The 24346-nt window shown below is 54.3% G+C and carries 27 protein-coding genes; 20 read left to right on the top strand and 7 right to left on the bottom strand.

All coding sequences use genetic code 11. From position 1 onward, the window contains the following. Nucleotides 1-31: 31 nt before the first annotated feature. The 12 genes from GTGU_RS10935 (at nucleotide 32) to hisP (ending at nucleotide 10981) form a co-directional block, all read left to right on the top strand. Entirely contained in the window at nucleotides 32-700 is a 669-nt protein-coding gene (locus tag GTGU_RS10935) for a DedA family protein (RefSeq protein WP_038156688.1), read from the top strand. Between the two features lie 144 nt (nucleotides 701-844). After that, a complete protein-coding gene (gene accD / locus GTGU_RS10930) occupies nucleotides 845-1759 on the top strand; it encodes an acetyl-CoA carboxylase, carboxyltransferase subunit beta (RefSeq protein ID WP_038156687.1) in 915 nt (304 codons plus the stop codon). Nucleotides 1760-1821: 62 nt separating this feature from the next. Next, complete coding sequence (gene folC / locus GTGU_RS10925) at nucleotides 1822-3090, top strand: bifunctional tetrahydrofolate synthase/dihydrofolate synthase (protein WP_038156712.1); 1269 nt, start codon at nucleotides 1822-1824, stop codon at nucleotides 3088-3090. After that, on the top strand, nucleotides 3080-3760 hold the full coding sequence (gene dedD / locus GTGU_RS10920; RefSeq protein ID WP_038156686.1) for a cell division protein DedD: 681 nt from the start codon (nucleotides 3080-3082) through the stop codon (nucleotides 3758-3760). The genes folC and dedD overlap by 11 nt, the downstream gene beginning before the upstream one ends. Before the next feature lie 153 nt (nucleotides 3761-3913). Continuing rightward, nucleotides 3914-4402: a colicin V production protein gene (gene cvpA, locus GTGU_RS10915; RefSeq protein ID WP_038156685.1), complete on the top strand. Its 489-nt coding sequence runs from the start codon at nucleotides 3914-3916 to the stop codon at nucleotides 4400-4402. Nucleotides 4403-4435: 33 nt separating this feature from the next. After that, complete coding sequence (purF, locus tag GTGU_RS10910) at nucleotides 4436-5953, top strand: amidophosphoribosyltransferase (RefSeq protein WP_038156684.1); 1518 nt, start codon at nucleotides 4436-4438, stop codon at nucleotides 5951-5953. Between the two features lie 101 nt (nucleotides 5954-6054). Further along, on the top strand, nucleotides 6055-6624 hold the full coding sequence (locus GTGU_RS10905) for a UbiX family flavin prenyltransferase (protein ID WP_038156682.1): 570 nt from the start codon (nucleotides 6055-6057) through the stop codon (nucleotides 6622-6624). A 304-nt stretch (nucleotides 6625-6928) separates the two neighbouring features. Beyond that, nucleotides 6929-7711: a lysine/arginine/ornithine ABC transporter substrate-binding protein ArgT gene (argT, locus tag GTGU_RS10900; protein ID WP_038156681.1), complete on the top strand. Its 783-nt coding sequence runs from the start codon at nucleotides 6929-6931 to the stop codon at nucleotides 7709-7711. Between the two features lie 244 nt (nucleotides 7712-7955). Further along, nucleotides 7956-8738: a histidine ABC transporter substrate-binding protein HisJ gene (gene hisJ, locus GTGU_RS10895; RefSeq protein ID WP_038156680.1), complete on the top strand. Its 783-nt coding sequence runs from the start codon at nucleotides 7956-7958 to the stop codon at nucleotides 8736-8738. 62 nt (nucleotides 8739-8800) lie between these two features. After that, complete coding sequence (locus GTGU_RS10890) at nucleotides 8801-9487, top strand: histidine ABC transporter permease HisQ (protein WP_038156679.1); 687 nt, start codon at nucleotides 8801-8803, stop codon at nucleotides 9485-9487. Continuing rightward, complete coding sequence (locus GTGU_RS10885) at nucleotides 9484-10200, top strand: ABC transporter permease (protein WP_038156678.1); 717 nt, start codon at nucleotides 9484-9486, stop codon at nucleotides 10198-10200. The genes GTGU_RS10890 and GTGU_RS10885 overlap by 4 nt, the downstream gene beginning before the upstream one ends. A gap of 7 nt (nucleotides 10201-10207) precedes the next feature. Beyond that, entirely contained in the window at nucleotides 10208-10981 is a 774-nt protein-coding gene (hisP, locus tag GTGU_RS10880) for a histidine ABC transporter ATP-binding protein HisP (protein ID WP_038156676.1), read from the top strand. A 113-nt stretch (nucleotides 10982-11094) separates the two neighbouring features. On the opposite strand, the gene GTGU_RS10875 is transcribed toward hisP, so the two are convergent. The 4 genes from GTGU_RS10875 to yfcG are packed head-to-tail and all read right to left on the bottom strand — an operon-like array spanning nucleotide 11095 to nucleotide 13610. Next, nucleotides 11095-11604, bottom strand: coding sequence for a GNAT family N-acetyltransferase (locus tag GTGU_RS10875; RefSeq protein WP_038156674.1), 510 nt, complete (start codon nucleotides 11602-11604; stop codon nucleotides 11095-11097). A 57-nt stretch (nucleotides 11605-11661) separates the two neighbouring features. Beyond that, nucleotides 11662-12555 (bottom strand): TIGR01777 family oxidoreductase, encoded by an 894-nt coding sequence (locus GTGU_RS10870; protein WP_038156672.1) that lies wholly within the window; start codon nucleotides 12553-12555, stop codon nucleotides 11662-11664. Nucleotides 12556-12573: 18 nt separating this feature from the next. Next, complete coding sequence (gene folX / locus GTGU_RS10865; protein ID WP_038156670.1) at nucleotides 12574-12936, bottom strand: dihydroneopterin triphosphate 2'-epimerase; 363 nt, start codon at nucleotides 12934-12936, stop codon at nucleotides 12574-12576. Nucleotides 12937-12980: 44 nt separating this feature from the next. Beyond that, entirely contained in the window at nucleotides 12981-13610 is a 630-nt protein-coding gene (gene yfcG, locus GTGU_RS10860; RefSeq protein ID WP_038156669.1) for a GSH-dependent disulfide bond oxidoreductase, read from the bottom strand. A 137-nt stretch (nucleotides 13611-13747) separates the two neighbouring features. Between yfcG and yfcF the strand changes: the two genes are divergently transcribed. Genes yfcF through yfcD form a run of 3 tightly spaced genes read left to right on the top strand, consistent with a single transcriptional unit; the run spans nucleotide 13748 to nucleotide 15596 of the window. Further along, nucleotides 13748-14392, top strand: a complete 645-nt coding sequence (gene yfcF, locus GTGU_RS10855) for a glutathione transferase (protein ID WP_038156667.1) — start codon at nucleotides 13748-13750, stop codon at nucleotides 14390-14392. Between the two features lie 52 nt (nucleotides 14393-14444). Continuing rightward, nucleotides 14445-14996, top strand: a complete 552-nt coding sequence (yfcE, locus tag GTGU_RS10850) for a phosphodiesterase (RefSeq protein WP_038156665.1) — start codon at nucleotides 14445-14447, stop codon at nucleotides 14994-14996. Between the two features lie 57 nt (nucleotides 14997-15053). Continuing rightward, nucleotides 15054-15596: an NUDIX hydrolase YfcD gene (gene yfcD / locus GTGU_RS10845; protein ID WP_156964129.1), complete on the top strand. Its 543-nt coding sequence runs from the start codon at nucleotides 15054-15056 to the stop codon at nucleotides 15594-15596. A 4-nt stretch (nucleotides 15597-15600) separates the two neighbouring features. Here yfcD and GTGU_RS10840 read toward each other — a convergent pair whose 3' ends face one another. Beyond that, entirely contained in the window at nucleotides 15601-16620 is a 1020-nt protein-coding gene (locus GTGU_RS10840) for a LacI family DNA-binding transcriptional regulator (RefSeq protein ID WP_038156659.1), read from the bottom strand. A 216-nt stretch (nucleotides 16621-16836) separates the two neighbouring features. On the opposite strand from GTGU_RS10840, the gene GTGU_RS10835 reads away from it, so the two are divergent. The 5 genes from GTGU_RS10835 (at nucleotide 16837) to GTGU_RS10815 (ending at nucleotide 20816) form a co-directional block, all read left to right on the top strand. Beyond that, nucleotides 16837-17280 carry a PTS sugar transporter subunit IIA gene (locus tag GTGU_RS10835; protein WP_038156657.1) on the top strand — a complete coding sequence of 148 codons (444 nt, stop codon included), beginning with the start codon at nucleotides 16837-16839 and terminating at the stop codon, nucleotides 17278-17280. 81 nt (nucleotides 17281-17361) lie between these two features. Continuing rightward, on the top strand, nucleotides 17362-17634 hold the full coding sequence (locus GTGU_RS10830) for a PTS sugar transporter subunit IIB (RefSeq protein WP_038156654.1): 273 nt from the start codon (nucleotides 17362-17364) through the stop codon (nucleotides 17632-17634). A gap of 20 nt (nucleotides 17635-17654) precedes the next feature. Continuing rightward, nucleotides 17655-19043, top strand: coding sequence for a PTS ascorbate transporter subunit IIC (locus tag GTGU_RS10825; RefSeq protein WP_038156652.1), 1389 nt, complete (start codon nucleotides 17655-17657; stop codon nucleotides 19041-19043). Then, on the top strand, nucleotides 19043-19870 hold the full coding sequence (locus tag GTGU_RS10820; RefSeq protein ID WP_038156650.1) for a transketolase: 828 nt from the start codon (nucleotides 19043-19045) through the stop codon (nucleotides 19868-19870). Before GTGU_RS10825 ends, GTGU_RS10820 begins: the two co-directional genes overlap by 1 nt. Then, nucleotides 19863-20816: a transketolase family protein gene (locus GTGU_RS10815; RefSeq protein ID WP_038156647.1), complete on the top strand. Its 954-nt coding sequence runs from the start codon at nucleotides 19863-19865 to the stop codon at nucleotides 20814-20816. Before GTGU_RS10820 ends, GTGU_RS10815 begins: the two co-directional genes overlap by 8 nt. Nucleotides 20817-20858: 42 nt before the next feature. Here GTGU_RS10815 and pta read toward each other — a convergent pair whose 3' ends face one another. Then, complete coding sequence (gene pta / locus GTGU_RS10810; RefSeq protein WP_038156645.1) at nucleotides 20859-22997, bottom strand: phosphate acetyltransferase; 2139 nt, start codon at nucleotides 22995-22997, stop codon at nucleotides 20859-20861. Nucleotides 22998-23077: 80 nt separating this feature from the next. Further along, the gene (gene ackA / locus GTGU_RS10805) at nucleotides 23078-24280 is read right to left on the bottom strand and encodes an acetate kinase (protein ID WP_038156643.1); all 1203 of its coding nucleotides are present in this window, start codon (nucleotides 24278-24280) and stop codon (nucleotides 23078-23080) included. Nucleotides 24281-24346: the final 66 nt, after the last annotated feature.

Here is a 24346-nt window from a genome sequence, read left to right as displayed (position 1 = left end):
CGATAATGCAGTAACTAAAGGCTAAGCAACTATGGATCTGATTCGCTTTCTGATTGATTTCATCCTGCATATTGACGTACATCTGGCTGAACTGGTCGCGCAGTACGGCGTCTGGGTATATGCCATTCTGTTCCTGATTCTGTTTTGCGAAACGGGTCTGGTGGTGACGCCATTCCTGCCTGGCGATTCGCTGCTGTTTGTTGCCGGCGCGCTGTCGGCGCTGCCGACCAATGATCTCAACGTGCATCTGATGGTATTGCTGATGGTCATCGCGGCTGTTGTTGGTGATGCGGTGAACTATACGATTGGCCGCCTGTTTGGCGAGAAGCTGTTCAGTAACCCGGACTCAAAAATCTTCCGCCGCAGCTATCTTGATAAGACCCATGCGTTCTATGAGAAGCATGGCGGTAAGACCATCATTCTGGCGCGATTTGTGCCCATCGTCAGAACATTCGCCCCCTTTGTGGCGGGAATGGGACATATGTCTTATCGTCATTTTGCGGCGTATAACGTGGTTGGCGCGCTGCTGTGGGTGCTGCTGTTTACCTACGCGGGCTATCTGTTCGGCGATCTGCCGATCGTGCAGGAGAATCTGAAGCTGCTGATCGTAGCGATCATTGTGCTCTCGGTTCTGCCGGGCGTGGTGGAAATCATCCGCCACAAGCGGGCTGCGGCGAAACAGACGAAACCGGAGAAGTAAGGGGTTCGACCACTTTTTTATCCCATGTTTCGAGCGCTTATGTTTTAATGTGCAACATTTCATGGTCTGTAAGCGGCAAAAATGGCATTATTCGCCCCTTACGGCAAAACTGGCATCGACCAGGTTCAGGCAGAAAGGTTATCAATGAGCTGGATTGAACGAATTAAAAGCAATATAACCCCCACCCGCAAGGCCAGTATTCCTGAAGGGATCTGGACCAAGTGTGACAGCTGCGGTCAGGTACTTTACCGTGCCGAACTGGAGCGTAACCTGGAGGTTTGCCCTAAGTGCGATCATCACATGCGTATGACGGCGAGAAACCGCCTGCATAGCCTGCTGGATGAAGGATCTCTGGTTGAACTGGGGAGCGAACTTGAGCCGAAAGATGTGCTGAAGTTCCGTGATTCCAAAAAATACAAAGACCGTCTGGCAACGGCTCAGAAAGAAACCGGCGAGAAAGACGCGCTGGTGGTGATGAAAGGCACGCTGCACGGCATGCCGGTCGTTGCGGCGGCGTTTGAATTCTCCTTTATGGGCGGTTCCATGGGCTCGGTTGTCGGCGCGCGTTTCGTCCGTGCCGTTGAACAGGCACTGGAAGACAACTGTCCGTTGATCTGCTTCTCCGCCTCCGGTGGCGCCCGTATGCAGGAAGCGTTGATGTCGCTGATGCAGATGGCGAAAACCTCCGCCGCGCTGGCGAAAATGCAGGAACGCGGTCTGCCGTACATCTCTGTACTGACCGACCCGACCATGGGTGGTGTTTCCGCAAGCTTCGCGATGCTCGGTGATCTCAACGTCGCTGAACCGAAAGCGTTGATTGGTTTCGCGGGTCCCCGCGTTATCGAACAGACGGTGCGTGAAAAACTGCCGCCGGGATTCCAGCGCAGTGAATTCCTGATTGAAAAAGGGGCGATCGACATGATTGTCCGTCGTCCGGAAATGCGCCTGAAGCTTGCCAGCATTCTGGCTAAGCTGATGAATCTCCCGTCGCCGGATCCCGATGAACCGCGCGAAAGCGTGGTGGTACCTCCGGTACCGGATCAGGAACCTGGGGCCTGATAATGCAAAGGGCAGGGCCAGACGGCGCTGCCCTTTTTGTTTCGTTAACTATCGCGGGCATCATGGAAAAACAACGTACTCCTCAGGCTACGTCGCCGCTGGCTGCGTGGCTTTCTTATCTGGAAAATCTGCATTCCAAAACCATCGACCTTGGCCTTGAACGTGTCAGCGAGGTTGCGGCACGAATGAAGGTGCAGAAACCGGCGCCGTTTGTTTTTACTGTGGCCGGAACCAACGGTAAAGGCACCACCTGCCGCACGCTGGAAGCGGTGCTGATGGCGGCGGGTTATAAGGTGGGCGTCTACAGTTCGCCGCATCTCGTGCGTTATACCGAACGCGTTCGCGTACAGGGCGAAGAGCTGCCGGAAACGGCGCATACCGCGTCGTTTGCTGAAATTGAATCGGCTCGCGGCGATATTTCACTTTCCTATTTTGAATTTGGCACCCTGTCGGCGCTGTGGCTGTTTCAGCAGGCGCAACTGGATGTGGTGATCCTGGAAGTCGGCCTGGGTGGTCGTCTTGATGCCACCAATCTGGTGGATGCGGATGTCGCGGTGGTTACCAGTATCGCCCTTGATCACACTGACTGGCTGGGACCGGATCGCGAAAGCATCGGTCGTGAGAAAGCCGGTATTTTCCGCCACGGTACACCGGCGATTGTCGGTGAACCGGATATGCCGTCGAGCATTGCCGACGTGGCGAAGGAAAAGGGCGCGCTACTGCTGCGCCGTGATGTTAACTGGCGCTATCAGGTCAGCGACAATAGCTGGACCTTTAGCGATGCGCAGGGAGAATTGCGCGATCTGCCGTTACCGCAGGTGCCGCAACCGAATGCGGCGACGGCGCTTGCCGCGCTGCGCGCCAGCGGGCTAAAAGTCAGCGAGCAGGCGATCCGTACCGGCATTGCGCAGGCCATTTTGCCAGGGCGTTTCCAGATTGTCAGCGAGTCGCCACGTCTGATCCTCGACGTGGCGCATAATCCCCATGCGGCGGCGTATCTTGCCGGACGTCTGAAAATGTTATCCAGAACCGGACGTCTGCTGGCGGTCATTGGTATGCTTCATGACAAGGATATTGCCGGTACGCTGGAGAAACTGACAGGTTTGGTCGATAACTGGTATTGTGCCCCGCTTGAAGGACCGCGCGGAGCGACTGCGGAACAGCTGCTGGAACATTTGCCTCGCGGCGTAGTCTATGCCAGTGTGGCAGATGCCTGGCATGCGGCAATGGCTGAGGCGAAACCAGAGGATACGGTGCTGGTGTGTGGTTCGTTCCACACGGTAGCGCATGTAATGGAAGAGATGGACGCGGGGAGAACCGGTGGCGAGTAAGTTTCAGAACCGTCTGGTCGGGACAATTGTGCTGGTGGCGCTGGGGGTGATCGTGCTGCCAGGGCTGCTCGATGGGCAGAAAAAACATTATCAGGATGAATTCGCGGCGATCCCGCTGGTGCCAAAACCGGGCGATCGGGATGAGCCGGATATGCTGCCTGCCGCCACGCAGGCGTTGCCTGCTCAGCCACCGGAAGGGGCGGCTGAAGAGGTGAGGGCGGGCGATGCAGCCGCGCCGTCGCTGGATCCGTCACGAATGACGGGCAATGGCGATATCGACGAGGTGCCCGCACCGGTGACGCCGCCGAAGCCGAAACCGGTCGAAAAAACGCAACCTAAACCGACACCCGCAAAACCAGCGGTAACGCCTGTTGAAACGTCTGCGCCTACCGAAAAACCGGTGCCGGAGGAGAAACCTGCGCCGACCGGTAAAGCGTATGTGGTGCAGTTAGGCGCGCTGAAGAACGCCGATAAAGTCAACGAGATCGTAGGTAAACTGCGCGGCGCGGGTTATCGTGTTTACACGTCGCCTTCCACACCGGTACAGGGTAAAATCACCCGAATTCTGGTTGGCCCGGACGCCTCGAGAGAGAAGCTGAAAGGTTCGCTTGGCGAGCTGAAACAGCTGTCGGGGCTGAGCGGGGTGGTGATGGGTTATTCGCCGAATTAACCCCGATCCCCGGTGACGAACCGAATGGCGTTGAACATTTTTTCAGCGCCATTTTTATTTAAGCGCGGGAAGGAAATCCCTACGCAAACGTTTTCTTTTTCTGTTAGAATGCGCCCCGAACTGGATGACAGGGCGTGAAATCGTGGGACACATATGGTCTGGATTGATTACGCCATTATCGCGGTGATTGGTTTTTCCTGTCTGGTGAGCCTGATCCGCGGCTTTGTTCGTGAAGCGTTATCGCTGGTAACCTGGGGTTGTGCTTTCTTTGTTGCCAGCCATTACTACACTTACCTGTCAGTCTGGTTTACGGGCTTTGAAGACGAACTGGTTCGAAATGGGATTGCGATCGCGGTGCTGTTTGTCGCGACGCTGATTGTCGGCGCTATCGTGAACTATGTCATCGGAGCGCTGGTGGAAAAAACTGGCCTGTCCGGGACCGACAGGGTGCTGGGGATCTGTTTCGGTGCGTTACGTGGCGTGCTGATTGTCGCCGCCATTCTGTTCTTCCTCGATACCTTTACCGGTCTGTCTAAAAGCGAAGACTGGCAGAAGTCGCAGTTGATCCCACAATTCAGTTTCATCATCAGATGGTTCTTTGACTATCTGCAAAGCTCGTCGAGTTTCTTGCCCAGGGTATAAGCTTTGGGCAGTTCTTAACGAGGAAAATGACGTATGTGCGGTATTGTCGGTATCGCCGGTGTTATGCCGGTCAACCAGTCGATTTATGACGCGTTAACGGTGCTTCAGCACCGCGGGCAGGATGCCGCAGGCATCATCACCATTGATGCGAACAACTGTTTCCGGTTGCGTAAGGCCAACGGTCTGGTGAGTGATGTGTTCGAAGCTCGCCATATGCAGCGTATGCAGGGCAATATGGGGATTGGCCATGTGCGTTACCCCACGGCCGGTAGCTCCAGCGCCTCCGAGGCACAACCTTTTTACGTCAACTCTCCTTTCGGCATCACCCTGGCGCACAACGGTAATCTGACCAACGCGCACGAGCTGCGTAAAAAGCTGTTCGAAGAGAAGCGCCGTCACATTAACACCACTTCAGATTCTGAAATCCTGCTCAACATTTTTGCCAGCGAGCTGGATAACTTCCGCCACTATCCTCTGGAAGCGGACAACATTTTTGCGGCGATAGCCGCCACTAACCGGCAGATCCGCGGCGCCTACGCCTGCGTGGCGATGATTATCGGTCATGGGATGATCGCCTTTCGCGATCCGAACGGTATTCGCCCGCTGGTACTCGGCAAACGCGATATTGGCGATGGTCGTACCGAATACATGGTGGCCTCCGAGAGTGTGGCGCTGGATACGCTGGGCTTTGAGTTCCTGCGTGATGTCGCGCCAGGCGAAGCCATCTACATTACCGAGAAAGGGCAGTTGTTTACCCGCCAGTGTGCGGATAACCCGGTCAGCAACCCGTGCCTGTTTGAGTATGTCTATTTCGCGCGTCCGGATTCGTTCATCGATAAAATTTCCGTCTACAGCGCCCGCGTGAATATGGGAACCAAACTTGGCGAGAAAATTGCCCGCGAGTGGGAAGATCTCGACATCGACGTGGTCATCCCCATTCCGGAAACCTCATGCGATATTGCGCTGGAAATCGCCCGTATTCTCGAAAAACCGTACCGTCAGGGCTTCGTGAAGAACCGCTATGTCGGTCGTACCTTTATCATGCCCGGGCAGCAACTGCGTCGTAAATCGGTGCGCCGTAAGCTGAACGCCAACCGCGCCGAGTTCCGTGACAAGAACGTGCTGCTGGTGGACGACTCCATTGTCCGCGGTACCACGTCTGAGCAGATCATCGAAATGGCACGCGAAGCGGGGGCGAAGAAAGTTTATCTGGCGTCTGCCGCACCGGAAATTCGTTTCCCGAACGTGTACGGTATCGATATGCCGACTGCTAACGAACTGATTGCCCATGGTCGCGAAGTGGATGAAATCCGCCAGATCATCGGCGCAGATGGCCTGATTTTCCAGGATCTTAACGATCTCATCGAGGCGGTACGCGCCGAGAACCCGGACATTCAGCAGTTTGAGTGCTCGGTATTTAATGGCGTGTACGTGACCAAAGATGTTAACCAGCAGTATCTCGACTATCTCGATTCCTTACGTAATGACGATGCGAAAGCTCTGCTGCGTCAGAACGAAATGGAAAATTTAGAGATGCATAACGAAGGTTAACTCTCCTCTGGCGCGTTCTGTTACCCGGCAGGACGCGCTTGTCTTGCAACTCCCGTCTGTTTGCGGCATTGTCAGCCTGAAAATGTCGGGAGGACTCAATTATGAAACGACTCATTGTAGGTATCTCAGGCGCCAGTGGCGCAATTTATGGCGTGCGCCTGTTGCAGGTACTGCGTGATGTCGCCGGAGTGGAAACGCATCTGATCATGAGTCAGGCAGCGCGTCAGACGCTGTCGCTCGAAACCGACATTACATTGCGTGAGGTGCAGGCGCTGGCCGATGTGGTGCACGATGCCCGTGATATCGCCGCCTGTATCTCCTCCGGTTCGTTTAAGACGACCGGGATGGTGATATTGCCCTGTTCGATCAAGACGCTTTCCGGGATTGTTCACAGCTATACCGATGGGCTACTGACCCGCGCGGCGGATGTGATCCTCAAGGAGCGGCGTCCGCTGGTGTTGTGTGTGCGTGAAACGCCGCTGCATCTCGGCCATCTGCGATTAATGACCCAGGCGGCGGAAATTGGGGCGGTGATCATGCCGCCAGTACCGGCATTTTATCATCGCCCTGAAACCCTGGATGATGTCATCAACCAGACGGTCAACCGGGTGCTTGACCAGTTTGATATTGATTTACCTGAGGATTTATTCACCCGCTGGCAGGGGGCGTAACGCTGCACCAGCGTAGTGCATAATCTGTCGCTTCGCCCTGTTCTGGGGCGATTTTGCAACCACGATCAAATCCTCAACATTTAATTTGTTTTTTTGCGCTGCGCCGCTGCGGTTTATCTGTCATTGCTGTTATCTTTCCTTCTGACGACAACATCGCAACTTTTTGTTAACATATTTAACGTCGATTTCGTTGAGGTCGGCGAATATGGCATAAAAGATGCAAGAATTGTCTGCAACAACAACACACAACACGCAAACGACATAACAAGACACTTACTACATCACGACATTTTAAGGGTAATGTATGAAGAAGACGGTTCTGGCTCTCACGTTGTTATCAGGTATCTGCAGCGCATCCAGTGTATTTGCCGCGCTGCCGCAGACAGTTCGCATTGGCACAGACGCGACTTATGCGCCTTTCTCATCGAAAGATGCGAAGGGGGATTTTGTTGGGTTTGATATCGATTTGGGCAACGAGATGTGCAAACGCATGCAGGTGAAATGTACCTGGGTGGGCAGCGATTTTGACTCTCTGATCCCTTCGCTGAAAGCGAAAAAGATCGACGCCATCATCTCTTCGCTCTCTATCACTGAGAAACGTCAGCAGGAGATTGCCTTTTCTGACAAACTCTACGCCGCGGATTCCCGCTTAATTGCCGCGAAAGGGTCGTCGGTGAAACCGGAGCTTGATGTGCTGAAAGGCAAACACGTTGGTGTGCTTCAGGGGTCGACTCAGGAAGCCTATGCCAATGAAAAATGGCGCACACAGGGCGTTGATGTTGTTGCCTATCAGAACCAGGATTTGATCTACTCTGACCTTGCCGCCGGTCGTCTGGATGCTGCATTCCAGGATGAAGTGGCCGCCAGTGAAGGTTTCCTCAAACAGCCTGCCGGTAAAGATTTCGACTTTGCTGGTCCTTCCGTGAAAGACAAAAAATACTTCGGCGACGGCACGGGTGTGGGTCTGCGTAAAGACGACGCTGAGCTGAAAGCCGCCTTCGACAAAGCGCTGGGCGATCTGCGCAAAGATGGCACTTACGACAAGATGGCGAAGAAGTACTTTAACTTTAATGTCTACGGCGAGTAAGTCGTCTACCGCAGACCATCCAGACTAACGGAGTGTAATGCATCAAAATGATGACTCGTTTTGGTGCATTACCCTAATGAATGCATTAGATACGCATTGAATATGCTGATTTTTAGCTTGGTAGTGCATATTTAAGCATTTCTGTTGCAAAAAAACGTGTCGACTTACCGCAAAAAATGGCACGATAACCTGTACCGTACTTTTGCTTGACCCCCGTTAGAATGAAAGTCTGTTGAGGATAGATATGAAAAAACTGGCGTTGTCTCTCTCATTAATGCTGGCGCTTTCCAGCATATCCACCGTTTACGCAGCAATCCCGCAAAAACTTCGTATTGGCACTGATCCCACCTATGCCCCGTTCGAATCAAAAAATGCGCAGGGTGAACTGGTGGGTTTTGACATCGATCTGGCGAAAGAACTCTGCCAGCGCTTAAAAACGCAATGTACCTTCATCGAAAGCCCGCTGGATGCACTGATCCCTTCTCTGAAAGCGAAGAAAATCGATGCGATCATGTCGTCGCTGTCGATCACCGAAAAACGTCAGCAGGAGATTGCCTTCACCGACAAACTCTATGCAGCGGATTCCCGTCTGGTTGTGAAAAAAGGCAGTAATATCACGCCTGATCTCGCAACGCTGAAAGGTAAACGCGTTGGCGTATTGCAGGGCACCACGCAGGAAACCTACGGCAACGAACACTGGGCGGCGAAAGGGATTGAAATTGTCTCCTATCAGGGGCAGGACAACATCTACGCTGACCTGACGGCAGGGCGTATCGACGCCGCGTTCCAGGACGAAGTCGCTGCCAGCGAAGGTTTCCTCAAACAACCGGTAGGCAGCGATTATGAGTTTGGCGGTCCGTCAATCAAGGACATCAAACTGTTCGGCGTTGGCACGGGTATGGGCCTGCGTAAAGAAGACAACGAACTGCGTGAAGCGCTGAATAAAGCATTTGCTGAAATGCGTGCCGATGGTACCTACGAAAAATTAGCGAAAAAGTACTTCGATTTTAATGTGTATGGTGACTAACCAGCACGTATGAGCCTTCGTGTCTTTGGGCGCGAAGGTGTTACACAGACGGGACAGGCGGAATGCTGTACGGGTTTTCACAAGTTATTTTTCATGGCGCTCTCGTGACGCTGGAACTGGCTATCAGTTCCGTGTTGTTAGCTGTGGTGATTGGGCTTGCCGGGGCTGGCGCGAAGTTATCGAACAATCGCCCGCTGGCGTTGCTGTTTGAAGCCTACACCACGCTTATTCGCGGTGTACCGGATTTGGTATTGATGCTGCTGATTTTCTATGGCTTACAAATAGTGCTCAATACCATTACCGACGCCTTAGGTCTGGCACAGTTTGATATTGACCCCATGGTCGCGGGGATCATCACGCTGGGTTATATCTACGGCGCCTATTTTACTGAAACTTTTCGTGGTGCCTATCTGGCAGTCCCGAAGGGACATCTGGAAGCGGCAACGGCGTTTGGTTTTACCCGTCGCCAGACTTTCCGCCGCATTATGTTTCCGGCGATGATGCGCTTCGCGCTGCCGGGCATCGGCAACAACTGGCAAGTCATACTGAAAGCCACCGCACTGGTATCGCTGCTTGGGCTGGAAGATGTGGTAAAAGCCACGCAACTCGCCGGGAAAAGCACCTGGGAGCCGTTCTACTTTGCCGTTGTTTGCGGGGTGATTTATCTGGTTTTTACTACGGTATCCAACGGCGTGCTGCTGTTACTTGAGCGTCGTTATACTGTGGGTGTGAAGAGGGCTGACCTGTGATCGACATTATTCAGGAATACTGGAAAGCCCTGCTGTGGACCGATGGCTATCGTTTCACCGGGGTGGCCATTACGCTCTGGTTACTGATTTTATCTGTGGTGATGGGCGGTTTGCTGGCGGTGCTGCTGGCGATTGGGCGTGTCTCAAGCAATAAATTCATCAGCATGCCCATCTGGGTTTTTACCTATGTTTTTCGCGGAACGCCGCTGTACGTGCAACTGCTGGTGTTTTACTCGGGGATGTATACGCTGGAAGTGGTGAAGGGGACGGAACTGCTGAATGCCTTTTTCCGCAGCGGCCTGAACTGTACAGTGCTGGCGCTGACCCTGAATACCTGTGCGTATACCACGGAAATTTTTGCCGGGGCCATTCGTTCAGTGCCACACGGTGAAATTGAAGCGGCGCGCGCGTACGGCTTCTCCAGCGGCAAAATGTACCGCTGTATCATTTTGCCGTCGGCGTTACGCATTGCTTTACCGGCCTACAGTAACGAAGTGATTCTGATGCTGCATTCCACCGCGCTGGCTTTTACCGCGACGGTGCCGGATCTGCTGAAAATCGCCCGTGATATCAACTCGGCGACCTATCAGCCCTTTACTGCATTCGGGATTGCCGCCGTACTGTATCTGATCATTTCGTATGTGTTGATCAGCCTGTTCCGCAGAGCGGAAAAGCGCTGGATGCAGCATTTATCACCTTCTTCAACGCATTGAGAACATCATGGCTGAGAACAAACTAAACGTCATCGATTTGCATAAACGCTACGGCGAGCATGAAGTATTGAAAGGCGTCACGCTGAAGGCGAATGCCGGCGATGTTATCTCGATCATCGGTTCATCGGGCTCCGGGAAGAGTACCTTCCTGCGCTGCATTAACTTCCTCGAAAAGCCGAGCGAAGGTTCGATTGTGGTGAACGGCCAGAATATCGGCCTGGTGCGTGACAAAGACGGTCAGCTTAAGGTCGCGGATAAAAACCAGCTTCGCCTGCTGCGCACACGTCTGACGATGGTATTTCAGCACTTCAACCTGTGGAATCACATGACAGTGCTGGAAAATGTGATGGAAGCACCGGTTCAGGTGCTCGGACTGAGCAAACAAGAAGCCCGCGAGAGGGCGGAAAAATATCTGGCAAAAGTCGGTATCGACGAGCGTCAGCAGACCAAATACCCGGTGCATCTCTCCGGCGGTCAGCAACAACGTGTTTCCATTGCCCGCGCGTTGGCAATGGAGCCGGAAGTGCTGCTGTTTGACGAACCCACTTCGGCGCTTGATCCTGAGCTGGTGGGTGAAGTGCTGCGCATCATGCAGAAGCTGGCCGAAGAGGGGAAAACGATGGTCGTCGTGACGCACGAAATGGGATTTGCCCGCCACGTTTCCTCGCACGTGATTTTCCTGCATCAGGGGAAAATCGAAGAAGAAGGGCACCCGGATGATCTGTTCGGCAACCCGCAGAGCCCACGCTTGCAGCAGTTCCTGAAAGGCTCACTGAAATAACACACGATAGCCCGCGGGTCGGGCTATTCTTTCTGGCTGCGGGAGCGATTTTGCGTTTTTGCGAGCCGTTTTCCACGCGTTATCTCAGGAATACGGCGACAGTCATGAAGGGATTAAAATGCAGGACTTTCCAGACGATACACCCAGTCGTCATAGTCCACGCCGTCAATCTCGTACGCCTTTTCCAGCATCTGCGTACGCACAAAACCGCACTTTTCCAGTACGCGCACTGAGCCGATGTTATCGGCCAGCACCCAGGCATTGAGCGCCTTGATGCCCACCTGAGTAAAGGCGTATTCGCAGAGCGCGCGCACCGCTTCGCTGGCAATGCCTTTCCCCTGCGCCTGTGGGATAAACATATAACCAATATCCGCCTCTTCACGGTACTGCGGGCTGATTTTCAGGCCGATATCGCCCAGCGCGGTTGGGTCGTCATGGGTGCGAACCACAAAGGTATGCGGCGCGTTCAGGCGGGTGGCGAACAGCAGGCGGTTATCTTTTTCCGGGGCGATGCTGGCGATATAGCGCATCACCGACGGGTCTTCGCGCAGCGCGCGAAAAAACCGCCAGTCGGTGGTCTGGAAGGGAGAAAGGATAAGCCGGGTGGTGGTGATTATCGCCATAACGTCGCCATTCTGATGCGTTGGCCTTTCACTGTATCATGAGCCCGTTGCCCGCAATCAACCTACCACATCTGACAGGGCTTCTTCTAAGTCATACCAGCGGAAGGCGAAACCAGCCTCTTCCAGACGTTTGGGGAGCGCCCGCTGACCGCCGAGCACCAGCACGGAGGATTCACCCATCATCAGCCGTATTGCGGTGGCTGGCGCGCGCAACACAGCAGAACGGTGCAGCACATGACCCAGCGTATGGGCGAACTGCTCGTTACGTACAGGGTAGGGCGATACCATGTTGAACGGTCCGCGCAGGTCGTTGTCCAGCAACCAGAGAATTCCGTTTACCATATCGTCGATGTGGATCCACGCCAGATATTGTCTGCCGTTACCCATCGGGCCACCGAGGCCGAGCCGGAAAAGCGGTAGCATTTTAGCAAGGATCCCGCCTTTGGGAGCCAGCACGACGCCGGTCCGCAGCAGGCAAACGCGGGTGCGGTCGCTTTGCGCGCCACTGGCGATTTGCTCCCAGCGGGCACAAAGTTTGTGAGTAAATTCGTTGTGCGGCGGTTCCTCTTCCGTGACGACCACTTCGCCGAGGTCACCATAATACCCCGCAGCCGAACCGCTAATCAGCACTGCTGGTGGCGTTTCGCTGGCATGAAACAGATCAACCAGCTTCTGGGTGATGTTCCAGCGGCTGTTGCAGAGCCGCTGCTTTTGTTCGTCCGTCCAGCGCTTATCGGCAATGGGCTCACCGGCGAGGTTAATAACCGCATCGATACCGTCCAGATTCTGACGATCCTCGAGCCCTTTCCACAGCGCAACACGATCTCCGAGCACGTTATGTGCCTTCTCCGGGTTGCGTGTGACGACCACAACCTCATGCCCCAGCGCGAAAAGCCGGGGGATCAAATGACGTCCAATGAGTCCTGTACCGCCGGTTATCAGAATTTTCATGCAACCTCCCGGTTGCGCTTAACGTCGCCAGCTCATCGTCATCGATACCGAGTCGGCGTACCGCAGCGCGTGAAGTTTGTCGATCTCCACTTCAGCATAAGTGACCCAGTGATGTTCGCGTGCGATGTCGAGCACATCCTGAGTTAATTTTTCCAGCAACGAGAACCGGTTATCTTCAATATGGCGGATAATGCTTTTGGTAATCGTGCGGTAGTTCAGCGCATCGTTAATGTCTTCACTGCACCGCGCTTTATCAGCCGGGTAGTGGATGACGACGTTCACGATGACATCCTGACGATTGGCGATCTCCTCTTCCTTGATGCCGATAAAAGTACGCAGGCGCAGGTTTTTAATTCGAATCATGGCGTCTGGCTGAGACATTGCAGGCTTCCTCTGTAGCATGGTTGCCGCCATGATACATCATCTTATCCTGCTTGCGCTTTTTGCAGCGCCTTGACGGTGGCCGGTCGGGTTCGGATCCGCTCAAACCAGTTTTTTACCGCCGGAAAGTTTTCCAGATCAATACGCTGGCGCACATGTGAGTTCACCCACGGCCAGCAGGCGATATCGGCAATGCTGTATTCTTCACCTCCCATCCACGGTGATGTTTCGAGCCGCTTGTTGAGCACATTGTAGAGGCGCTGCGTCTCCACCTGAAAACGCTCGATGGCATAAGGTACTGGCTGCGGCGCGAAGTGGTTGAAGTGGTGATTCTGTCCCAGCATCGGCCCCAACCCGCCGACCTGCCAGAAAAGCCACTGCAACGTGGTATGGCGCGCACGGGGCTCCAGGCTCAACAGTTTGCCCGTTTTTTCAGCCAGATAAAGCAGAATGGCGCCAGACTCGAACAGACTCAACGGCGCGCCGCCGTCAGCCGGAACGTGATCGACAATCGCCGGGATCTTGTTATTGGGCGATACTTCCAGAAACTCCGGGCGAAACTGCTCGCCTTTGCTGATATCCACCCGAATCAGGCGATAAGCCAGTTCTGCTTCTTCGAGGAACAGGGCAATTTTGTGCCCATTGGGGGTAGGCGCGTAATACAAGTCAATCATCATCACTCCCGTGAATAAGCCGACGTGTTGAAACAAGGAGTATAGAAGCTCAATGGCGAGTGTGAGTTTTGATCAAGTGACAGCGTGCGAAAGAGACGATATGGTGACAGAAAACCCTATAGCCCGTTGAGGATACTATGAGCAAACCCGTCATAACGCTGTGGTCCGATGCCAGTTTTTTCTCGCCGTATGTCATGTCCGTCTACGTTGCATTGCAGGAGAAGGGCTTACCGTTCACCCTGAAAACGGTCGATCTGTCTCGCGGTGAACATTTACAGACGCAATGGAAAGGCTTTTCCGTCACCCGCCGCGTACCGTTGCTGGAAGTGGATGCCTTTGAACTGAGCGAATCCTCGGCCATCGCCGAATATCTTGATGAGCGCTTTGCGCCGCCGCAGTGGGAACGTCTCTATCCGCATGACCTTGAAAAGCGCGCCCGCGCACGCCAGATCCAGGCGTGGCTGCGCAGCGATCTGATGCCGATTCGCGAAGAGCGATCCACTGACGTTATCTTTGGTGGCGTGAAGAAACCGGCGCTGAGCGCAGCAGGGCAAGGGAGTGCCGAAAAATTATTCAGTACCGCCAGTGACTTGTTGGCACACGGTAATCCCAATCTGTTCGGCGAATGGTGTATTGCCGATGCTGATCTGGCGCTGATGATCAACCGTCTGGTACTTAACGGCGACGCGGTACCAGAACGCCTGGCGGATTACGCCACCTTCCAGTGGCAGCGCGCCTCGGTGCAGCGTTGGGTCGCGCTTTCCGCCAAACGTGCGGGCTGATCGGCTCCGAAAAATCCGTTAAAATAACGCGGTTTTGGTGGAGGGAAAGCATATGAAATTAATGTTTGCATCGGACATCCACGGTTCGTTGCCCGCAACGGAGCGCGTGCTTGAATACTTCGCGCAAAGTGGCGCGCAGTGGCTGATATTGCTCGGCGATCTGCTGTACCACGGGCCGCGCAATGCCCTGCCGGAAGGCTATGCGCCCTCCGAAGTCGCTGAAAAACTGAACGCGCAGGCATCACGCATTATTGCGGTTCGCGGCAACTGTGACAGTGAAGTGGATCAGATGCTGCTCAACTTCCCCATTACCGCGCCCTGGCAACAGGTCCTGACCGGGCGTCAACGCCTGTTTTTGACCCATGGGCATCTCTTTGGTCCGGACAACCTGCCAGCGCTTGCCGCTGGCGATGTGCTGGTTTCCGGTCATACTCATATTCCGGTCGCGGAAAAACGCGACGGGATCATCCATTTTAATCCCGGTTCAGTCAGCCTTCCCAAAGGAGGCTTTGTCGCCAGTTACGGGGTGCTGGAGCACGATTATTTGCAGGTTTTAGCACTCAATGACCAACAGGTTATTGCACAGGTAGCGATTAACCCGTAACTTACCCGCAACCGTAAAACGCGCCGTAAGAGCGCTATGACAGAAGGTTTCCCGATGGTGGATCAGAGTTCTTTGGCAAGCACAGAATGGGTGGATATCGTAAGTGAAGATAACGAGGTGATCGCGCAGGCCAGCCGCGCTCAGATGCGCGCGCAGTGCTTACGGCATCGCGCTACCTATATTGTGGTTCATGACGGCATGGGGAAAATTCTGGTGCAGCGCCGCACCGAGATTAAGGATTTCATGCCAGGCATGCTGGATGCCACCGCAGGAGGTGTGGTGCAGGCCGACGAACAACTACTGGAGTCCGCACGTCGTGAAGCGGAAGAAGAACTTGGTATCGCCGGGGTGCCATTTGCTGACCACGGTCAGTTCTATTTTGAAGACAAAAACTGCCGCGTATGGGGCAGCCTTTTTAGCTGTGTATCTCACGGGCCTTTTGCCCTTCAGGAAGAGGAAGTCAGCGAGGTCTGCTGGATGACGCCGGAAGAGATCACCGCCCGCTGTGATGAGTTTACCCCTGATTCACTGAAAGCGCTGGCGCTCTGGATGAGCCGCAATGCCAACAATGAAACCGCGAAGGCCGAGGAAGCAGAGTAAACCGTCAGCAACTGTCGCGCAGACACAATTTTGACGCGATAGGAGTATGTTCCGTCCAGTTTCCGTCATTCAGGCGCGCCAGTAAGGCGCGTCCGGCCTCAATGCCAATTTTCCGGTGCGGCACCGCCATCGTGGTTAGTGGTGGCTGGCACACCCGGCTGACGTCGCTGTCGCCAAATCCCACAATCGCTAAGTCGTCAGGCACTTTGATGCGCCGACGCTGACATTCGTACAGCGCACCACACGCCAGTTCGTCTGACACACAGACCAGCGCATCCAGTTCCGGCCAGGCCAGAATAAACTCCGGTAATTGCGACGCGCCCGTGGAGAACGTCGGCGGCGCGGCAGCGTTGATCACTCGATTCGGCGACATATGATGGCGCATCATGGCTTTGTACCAGCCCTGAAGGTGCTGCTGGAAAATCCACTGTTCCTGATTGGCGCACAGCAGACCAATATTCTGGTAGCCGCGCTGAATAACGGTTTGCGTCAGTTCAAACATGGCGGCGACGTTGTCGATACCAATGTTCATGTCGATGGGATCCGCGCGGGTCGCGCCAATTTCCATGACCGGAATCGAGGCGTTTTTCAGCCACTGCCTGACGGTGTCGCTGTGCTCAACGCTCAGCAGCACGGCGGCGGCAATATTAGAAGCCAGTAGCGTTTCCAGCAGTTTTTCTTCCTGTTCGAGACGATGGCGCGACTCCGCCAGCATAATCTGGTAGCCCGCCGGTTGTAGCACTTCCTGCAGACCGGCGAACATCTCGGCACATCCTGACTCTCCCAGATTGGGAACTACCATTGCAATAGTCCAGGAGGACGCGGAGGCAAGGGCGCTGGCTGCCAGATTGGGCATATAACCCAGTGTCTCGACCGCCGCTTCAATTTTTTCTCGTAGCTTGTCGGAAACCTGTTCAGGCGTACGCAGCGCCCGGGATACCGTCATCGTTCCCACACCGGCAAGTTGCGCGACATCCGCAAGAGTGACTTTGCCAGTACTACGACGTTTTCGGGTAAGTGACATGCTTCATCCTGACTGAAATCACAACATTAAGTGCAAGCAGTATACGCCGGAAATTGCTCTTTTTGCTGCGTAATTGCGCAATGATTGTAATTTGATAGCGCTATCACAAATTTGTTCTGTGCTTTTTTGGTAGCGCTATCTTTGTGATTGCCATCACGGTTAGTCGTCTCGCCCTTGCATAAAGTTTGTTCACCTTGTTAGCGAAAGGAGAACGGAATGCTAAGACAGTGGATCCATGACGGGACGATTTTACTTGAGGAGTCGGTCGCTGACTGGAAGCAGGCGGTTGAACTCTGTGCCAGACCGCTGCTGGATAACGGAACGATCACGCCGGATTACGTGACCGCAATCATCGCGCTGCATCAGAATCTCGGGCCGTATTACGTGCTGGCGCCGGGTCTGGCTATGCCGCATGCGCGTCCAGAGGAAGGCGCCAGAGGTATGGGGTTGTCCCTGCTGAAGCTAAAACAGGGGGTGTCGTTCGGGGCAGGGGAATTCGATCCTGTCGACGTGATTGTGATGCTGGCGGCACCCGACAGCCACAGCCATATCGAAATGATCTCAGCGCTTGCCGAATTATTTTCCAGTGATGAAGATTTACAACAATTACATCAGGCAAATAGCCGGGAGGAAATAAAAACAATTATATTACGCTTCTGATTAGAACCCGTGCCAGACAATAATTTCATGACGTGTTATCGCGTCGTGTGCTCGTACTCTACCCAAAAACAGGTGACAATAATGAAAATTATGGCGATATGCGGCTCCGGTCTGGGCAGCAGTTTCATGGTCGAAATGAATATTAAAAAAGTACTCAAGAAAATAAATATTGAGGCTGAGGTAGAGCACTCCGACCTCTCCTCAGCCACCCCCGGTGCGGCCGATTTGTTTGTGATGGCAAAGGATATCGCCGCCAGCGCCAGCGTCCCGGACCATCAACTGGTGGTGCTCAACAATATTATTGATATCAACGAGCTCGAAGCAAAACTGAGCGATTATTTTAACAAACAATAACGTTAATAAGCGAGGCGGATATGTTTATCCTTGAAACGCTGAATTTTGTTGTTGATATTTTAAAGGTGCCCTCGGTACTGGTAGGGTTAATTGCGTTAATTGGTCTTGTTGCGCAAAAGAAGTCATTTTCTGATGTGATTAAAGGCACAATTAAGACCATCCTTGGGTTTATTGTTCTGGGCGGCGGCGCATCCGTATTAGTGGGTTCGTTAAACCCGTTAGGCGGCATGTTTGAACACGCGTTTAATATTCAGGGCATTATCCCGAATAACGAAGCGATCGTGTCTATTGCGCTGGAAAAATACGGGGCGTCGACGGCGCTTATTATGGCTTTCGGGATGGTGGCAAACATCATCGTCGCCCGTTTTACCCGGTTGAAATACATCTTCCTCACCGGGCACCACACCTTTTACATGGCGTGCATGATTGGTGTGATCCTGACAGTGGCAGGCTTTGAGGGCGTGGGGCTGGTCTTTACCGGTTCATTGATCCTCGGTCTGGTCATGGCGTTCTTCCCGGCGCTGGCGCAACGGTATATGAAGCGCATCACCGGTAACGATGACATTGCATTTGGTCACTTCGGCACCCTCGGTTATGTGCTTTCCGGCTGGATTGGCAGTCTGTGTGGCAAAGGTTCACGCTCCACCGAAGAGATGAATTTGCCGAAAAACCTCAGTTTCCTGCGCGACAGTTCCATCTCCATTTCCCTCACCATGATGATTATCTACCTGATCATGGCGGTGAGTGCCGGACGCGAGTATGTCGAAGGTCAGCTTAGTGCCGGTCAGAACTACCTCGTTTACGCCATCATTATGGCGATTACCTTTGCGGCTGGCGTGTTCATTATCCTGCAGGGTGTGCGGTTGATCCTCGCGGAAATCGTCCCGGCGTTTACCGGTTTTTCCGAAAAACTGGTGCCGAACGCCCGTCCGGCGCTGGATTGCCCGGTGGTTTATCCCTATGCGCCTAACGCGGTGTTGATAGGCTTTCTGTTCAGTTTCCTTGGCGGGCTGGTGGGGCTTTTCCTGCTGGGGCAGATGAAACTGGTGCTGATCCTGCCAGGCGTGGTGCCGCACTTCTTCACCGGCGCGACAGCGGGCGTATTTGGTAACGCCACTGGCGGTCGTCGTGGCGCAATGCTGGGTGCGTTTGCCAACGGTCTGCTAATCACCTTCCTGCCGGTTCTGCTGCTGCCGGTGCTGGGTGCGCTGGGCTTTGCCAATACCACCTTCTCAGATGCGGATTTCGGTGCCGTCGGGATCCTGCTTGGTAATCTGGCGCGTTATCTCTCGCCGCTGGCAATTACCGGTGTTGTCGTCGCGCTGTTCGTCATTCTGGTGATTTACAACGTGGTGAGAGGTAAATCAACGGGCAACGGCGCCCGACAAGACACAGGAGCGAAATCATAATGTCTGCTGAACTTATTCAACTGGCCCGGGACATTCGTGTGGCGACGCTGAAATCGCTGACACAGCTCGGTTTTGGCCACTACGGCGGCAGCATGTCGGTTATCGAAACGCTGGCAGTACTTTACGGCGACGTGATGCGTATCGACCCGGCCGACCCGGACTGGCCTGAGCGGGATTATTTTGTCCTGTCAAAAGGACATGCCGGCCCGGCGCTCTACAGTACGCTGGCGATTAAAGGCTATTTCCCGATGGAAGAGCTGAGCACGCTCAACCAGAACGGTACGCGGCTGCCGAGCCATCCGGACAGACTGAAAACCCGCGGCGTTGATGCCACGACAGGATCGCTCGGTCAGGGAATTTCTATCGCTGCCGGGATGGCGCTGTCGCACAAGCTCGCCGGGCGGTCAAACCGCGTCTTCTGCATCGTGGGTGATGGAGAGCTGAATGAAGGGCAATGCTGGGAAGCGTTTCAGTTTATCGCCCATCATAAGCTCAATAACCTGCTGGTGTTCGTTGACTGGAATAAACAGCAACTGGATGGCGAACTGGATACGATCATCAACCCGTTCGATCTGGAAGGGAAATTTCACGCTTTCGGTTTTGATGTCCACACTGTGAAAGGCGATGACATCCCGGCCCTGCAGGCGATTGCTAAACCGGTACTGGCTGCCGATGCACGGCCGCGGCTGGTGATCCTCGACAGCATCAAAGGGCAGGGCGTGCCATATCTGGAGCAGTTAAGCAACTCTCACCATCTGCGTCTCACCGAGGAATCGAGAAAGGCGCTTAACGAGACCATTGAGCAACTGGAGGCCACGCATGATTAAGGTCGCCCCGGTCGGGGGTAAAGACGTAACCGAAATGCGCAAAGTATACGCCGGGTTTGTCACGGAGCAGATCAAAGCGGAGAGCGGGATAATCGCGCTGGAAGCGGATCTGATGAGCTCAATGGCGATGGACGGCGTGCAGCGTCAGTTCCCGGATCATGTCATTAACTGCGGGATCATGGAAGCGAATGTGATAGGCACTGCGGCAGGGCTGTCGTTGACCGGACGAAAACCGTTTGTACATACCTTTACTGCTTTCGCCAGTCGCCGCTGTTTTGATCAGTTATTTATGGCACTGGATTATCAGCGCAATAATGTCAAAGTCATCGCCTCGGATGCGGGTGTGACCGCTTGCCATAACGGTGGGACGCATATGTCGTTCGAGGATATGGGCATTGTACGCGGTCTGGCGCATTCAGTGGTGATCGAGGTGACGGATGCGGTAATGTTTAAAGACATCCTGAATCAGCTGATCGATCTTGAGGGCTTCTACTGGGTACGTACCATCCGCAAACAGGCGCCAACCGTTTATGCGGAAGGCTCCAGCTTCACTATTGGCAAAGGCAACGTATTGCGTGAAGGCGACGATATCACCCTTATTGCTAACGGCATTATGGTGGCGGAGGCGCAGGAGGCGGCACGGCGACTGGAGCGTGACGGTATCAGCGCGGCGGTTATTGATATGTTCACGCTCAAGCCTATTGACCGCATGCTGGTGAAGAATTACGCCGAGAAAACCGGACGCATTGTCACCTGCGAGAACCACAGCATTCACAATGGGCTGGGGTCAGCGGTAGCGGAAGTACTGGTGGAAACCTGTCCGGTGCCGATGCGTCGCGTCGGGGTGAAAGAACGCTATGGACAGGTCGGTACGCAGGAGTTTCTCCAGCATGAATATGGATTGACAGCGGATGATATTGTGAAGGCGGCGAGAGAGCTGTTGTAAATAAAAAGGCGACCATGAGGTCGCCTTTTTATCAGACAAATATTACTGCTGAGACGACTGAATCGCGGTCAGTGCAATGGTATAGACGATATCGTCAACCAGCGCGCCACGGGACAGGTCGTTAACTGGCTTGCGCATACCCTGCAGCATCGGCCCGATGGAGATCAGGTCGGCAGAACGCTGTACCGCTTTGTAGGTGGTGTTACCGGTGTTCAGATCCGGGAAGATGAACACAGTAGCGCGACCGGCAACCGGTGAGTTCGGGGCTTTGGATTTCGCCACGTCAGCCATGACCGCAGCATCATACTGCAGCGGACCATCGATCATCAGGTCAGGGCGTTTTTCCTGTGCCAGACGCGTTGCTTCGCGCACTTTCTCTACGTCACTGCCTGCACCTGAGGTGCCGGTGGAGTAGGAGAGCATCGCGACGCGTGGTTCAATACCGAAGGCAATCGCCGAGTCAGCAGACTGAATGGCGATTTCGGCCAGCTGTTCTGCGGTCGGATCGGGGTTGATGGCGCAGTCGCCGTAGACGTAAACCTGTTCCGGCAGCAGCATGAAGAACACAGAAGAAACCAGTGAACTGCCCGGTGCGGTTTTGATCAGCTGCAGCGGCGGACGAATGGTGTTTGCGGTGGTATGAACGGCACCGGAAACCAGACCGTCAACTTCATCCTGCTCCAGCATCAGTGTGCCGAGCACCACGTTGTCTTCCAGTTGCTCACGCGCAACCGCTTCGGTCATACCTTTGTTCTTACGCAGCTCAACCAGACGCGCAACGTAGCTTTCGCGTACTACGTCTGGATCGACGATTTCGATGCCTGTACCCAGTTCAACGCCCTGGTCAGCTGCCACGCGGTTGATGGCTTCCGGGTTACCCAGCAGCACACAGGTTGCGATGCCACGTTCGGCACAGATAGCGGCAGCTTTCACGGTACGCGGTTCGTCGCCTTCCGGCAGCACAACGCGTTTGCCTGCTTTACGCGCCAGTTCAGTCAGCTGGTAGCGGAACGCTGGCGGAGAGAGGCGGCGGCTACGCTCGGAGGTAGCAGACAGGGAATCAATCCACTCGGCGTCGATGTAATCAGCAACGTATTCCTGCACTTTCTCGATACGTGCGGTGTCGTCTACTGGCACTTCGAGGTTAAAGCTCTGCAGGCTCAGTGACGTCTGCCAGGTATTTGTGTTCACCATGAATACCGGCAGGCCAGTAGCGAAGGCGCGTTCGCACAGTTTGGCGATCGGCGCATCCATGTCATAGCCACCGGTCAGCAGCAGCGCACCAATTTCAACGCCGTTCATGGCGGCGAGGCAGGCGGCAACCAGTACATCAGGACGGTCAGCGGAAGTCACCAGCAGTGAACCCGGGCGGAAGTGTTCCAGCATGTGCGGAATACTGCGTGCGCAGAAGGTGACGGATTTCACGCGGCGAGTAGCGATGTCACCTTCGTTAATGATGGTGGCATTCAGGTGGCGAGCCATGTCGATCGCGCGGGTGGCGGTCAGATCAAAGCTCCACGGCACCACGCCGAGGATCGGCAGCGGACTGGAATCTTTTAATTGCGCCGGATCGATTTTCACGACCTGCGCTTTGGACGAGTCGTCAAAAATCTCGGACAGGTCAGGGCGGGTACGGCCCAGTTCATCAACCGGCGCGTTCAGTTTGTTGATAATCACGCCAGTGATGTTGGTATTCTTCGAACCGCCGAAGCTGCTGCGGGTCAGTTCGATACGCTCTTTCAGCTGTTCCGGGGTGTCGGTGCCCTGAGACATCACAAAGATGATTTCCGCATTCAGCGTTTTTGCGATTTCGTAGTTCAGGGACTGCGCAAACTGATGTTTGCGGGTCGGAACCAAACCTTCAACCAGCACCACTTCCGCGTCTTTGGTGTTCGCGTGGTAGTTTGCGATGATCTCTTCCATCAGCACGTCTTTCTGATTGCTGGAGAGCAGAGATTCAACATGGCTCATTTTCAGCGGTTCAGCCGCAGGCAGGTTAGATTTTGCCCGCACGATGGTGGTGGTCTGGTCAGGCGCATCGCCACCAGCACGAGGCTGGGCGATTGGTTTAAACACGCTCAGGCGTACGCCTTTACGTTCCATTGCCCGGATAACCCCGAGGCTGACGCTGGTCAGACCGACGCTGGTTCCGGTTGGGATGAGCATAATAATACGGGACACGATTTATCCTCTTTCGTTACCGCCGACATGTTTCGGCGGGATACAAAACAGCACCGCCAGCGTTGGCTGGCGGTGTGGAATCAGGCGGTAAGACGGCTGGCATCTTGCGCGATAACCAGTTCTTCGTTGGTCGGAATGACCACAGCCGGACGGGTGCCTTCTTTGTTGATGAAACCAGACTTGCCGAAACGGGCAGCCAGGTTACGTTCGTGATCAACCTCGAAGCCAAGTACGCCCAGTTTGCCCAGGGAAAGCTCGCGAACCATCGCCGCGTTTTCACCGATACCACCGGTGAAGACGACTGCATCCAGACGGCCATCCATCAGCGCTGTGTAAGAACCAATGTATTTCGCCAGACGGTGGCAGTAAACGTCCATTGCGCGTTTAGCGTCTTCTTTGCTCGTGTAGTTGTCTTCAACATAACGGCAGTCGCTGGTGACTTCGGTCAGGCCCAGCAGGCCGGATTCTTTGGTCAGCAGTTTGTTGATTTGATCAACGCTCATGCCCAGGGTGTCATGCAGGTGGAACACGATAGCCGGATCGATATCACCGGAACGGGTACCCATCACCAGACCTTCCAGCGGGGTCAGACCCATAGAGGTATCGACGCATTTACCGTTGCGGATCGCGCTAACAGAACCGCCGTTGCCCAGGTGGCAGGTGATAATGTTCAGTTCATCAACCGGCTTGTTCAGCACTTTTGCTGCTTCCTGGGTCACATAAAAGTGGCTGGTGCCGTGCGCGCCGTAGCGGCGAATGCCGTGCTCTTTATACAGGCTGTACGGCAGGGCATACAGGTAGGACTCTTCCGGCATGGTCTGATGGAACGCAGTGTCAAATACGGCAACGTTCTTTTCTCTCAACTGCGGGAAGGATTTAAAGGCTTCAGCGATACCGATCAGGTGAGCCGGGTTATGCAGCGGTGCGAAAGAAGCTGCATCTTTGATACCCTGAACCACGGAATCGTCAATCACCACGGAACGGGTGTATTTTTCGCCACCGTGAACAATACGGTGACCAATTGCCGTCAGCTGTGCGGACAGTTCTGGTTTTTGTGCCAGAATAGTGTTAACGATAAAGTTCAACGCTTCACTGTGAGCGGCGCCTGCGCCTAAAGCCGCCTCTTGTTTACTGCCGTCCATTTTCCATTTAATACGGGCTTCAGGAAGATGGAAACATTCGGCTAAACCAGAGAGGTACTCGTCACCGTTCATCGCATCGATAATAGCGAATTTCAGTGAGGAGCTACCGCAGTTCAGAACCAGTACTAACTTACTCGACATGGAAGTACCTTTTGATACGTGGCTAAAAAAACGTCAGAGAGTCACAAAGCGTAGCGCAGGATGACA

The organism is Trabulsiella guamensis ATCC 49490 (assembly GCF_000734965.1).
Classification (GTDB): Bacteria; Pseudomonadota; Gammaproteobacteria; order Enterobacterales; family Enterobacteriaceae; genus Trabulsiella; species Trabulsiella guamensis.
The sequence above is the reverse complement of the archived record's forward strand: the minus strand, read 5'-3'. Positions and strand labels throughout refer to the sequence as shown.

What these genes read in the sequence shown, in the direction of transcription:
- yfcG (WP_038156669.1), bottom strand. Translation starts at nt 13,610, where the DNA reads ATGATTGACTTGTATTACGCGCCTACCCCCAATGGGCACAAAATTGCC.
- GTGU_RS10905 (WP_038156682.1), top strand. Translation starts at nt 6,055, where the DNA reads ATGAAACGACTCATTGTAGGTATCTCAGGCGCCAGTGGCGCAATTTAT.
- GTGU_RS10830 (WP_038156654.1), top strand. Translation starts at nt 17,362, where the DNA reads ATGAAAATTATGGCGATATGCGGCTCCGGTCTGGGCAGCAGTTTCATG.
- yfcF (WP_038156667.1), top strand. Translation starts at nt 13,748, where the DNA reads ATGAGCAAACCCGTCATAACGCTGTGGTCCGATGCCAGTTTTTTCTCG.
- GTGU_RS10870 (WP_038156672.1), bottom strand. Translation starts at nt 12,555, where the DNA reads ATGAAAATTCTGATAACCGGCGGTACAGGACTCATTGGACGTCATTTG.
- ackA (WP_038156643.1), bottom strand. Translation starts at nt 24,280, where the DNA reads ATGTCGAGTAAGTTAGTACTGGTTCTGAACTGCGGTAGCTCCTCACTG.
- yfcE (WP_038156665.1), top strand. Translation starts at nt 14,445, where the DNA reads ATGAAATTAATGTTTGCATCGGACATCCACGGTTCGTTGCCCGCAACG.
- GTGU_RS10815 (WP_038156647.1), top strand. Translation starts at nt 19,863, where the DNA reads ATGATTAAGGTCGCCCCGGTCGGGGGTAAAGACGTAACCGAAATGCGC.
- GTGU_RS10840 (WP_038156659.1), bottom strand. Translation starts at nt 16,620, where the DNA reads ATGTCACTTACCCGAAAACGTCGTAGTACTGGCAAAGTCACTCTTGCG.
- hisJ (WP_038156680.1), top strand. Translation starts at nt 7,956, where the DNA reads ATGAAAAAACTGGCGTTGTCTCTCTCATTAATGCTGGCGCTTTCCAGC.
- GTGU_RS10875 (WP_038156674.1), bottom strand. Translation starts at nt 11,604, where the DNA reads ATGGCGATAATCACCACCACCCGGCTTATCCTTTCTCCCTTCCAGACC.
- cvpA (WP_038156685.1), top strand. Translation starts at nt 3,914, where the DNA reads ATGGTCTGGATTGATTACGCCATTATCGCGGTGATTGGTTTTTCCTGT.
- accD (WP_038156687.1), top strand. Translation starts at nt 845, where the DNA reads ATGAGCTGGATTGAACGAATTAAAAGCAATATAACCCCCACCCGCAAG.
- GTGU_RS10935 (WP_038156688.1), top strand. Translation starts at nt 32, where the DNA reads ATGGATCTGATTCGCTTTCTGATTGATTTCATCCTGCATATTGACGTA.
- GTGU_RS10825 (WP_038156652.1), top strand. Translation starts at nt 17,655, where the DNA reads ATGTTTATCCTTGAAACGCTGAATTTTGTTGTTGATATTTTAAAGGTG.
- GTGU_RS10835 (WP_038156657.1), top strand. Translation starts at nt 16,837, where the DNA reads ATGCTAAGACAGTGGATCCATGACGGGACGATTTTACTTGAGGAGTCG.
- folX (WP_038156670.1), bottom strand. Translation starts at nt 12,936, where the DNA reads ATGTCTCAGCCAGACGCCATGATTCGAATTAAAAACCTGCGCCTGCGT.
- GTGU_RS10820 (WP_038156650.1), top strand. Translation starts at nt 19,043, where the DNA reads ATGTCTGCTGAACTTATTCAACTGGCCCGGGACATTCGTGTGGCGACG.
- argT (WP_038156681.1), top strand. Translation starts at nt 6,929, where the DNA reads ATGAAGAAGACGGTTCTGGCTCTCACGTTGTTATCAGGTATCTGCAGC.
- GTGU_RS10890 (WP_038156679.1), top strand. Translation starts at nt 8,801, where the DNA reads ATGCTGTACGGGTTTTCACAAGTTATTTTTCATGGCGCTCTCGTGACG.
- purF (WP_038156684.1), top strand. Translation starts at nt 4,436, where the DNA reads ATGTGCGGTATTGTCGGTATCGCCGGTGTTATGCCGGTCAACCAGTCG.
- hisP (WP_038156676.1), top strand. Translation starts at nt 10,208, where the DNA reads ATGGCTGAGAACAAACTAAACGTCATCGATTTGCATAAACGCTACGGC.
- folC (WP_038156712.1), top strand. Translation starts at nt 1,822, where the DNA reads ATGGAAAAACAACGTACTCCTCAGGCTACGTCGCCGCTGGCTGCGTGG.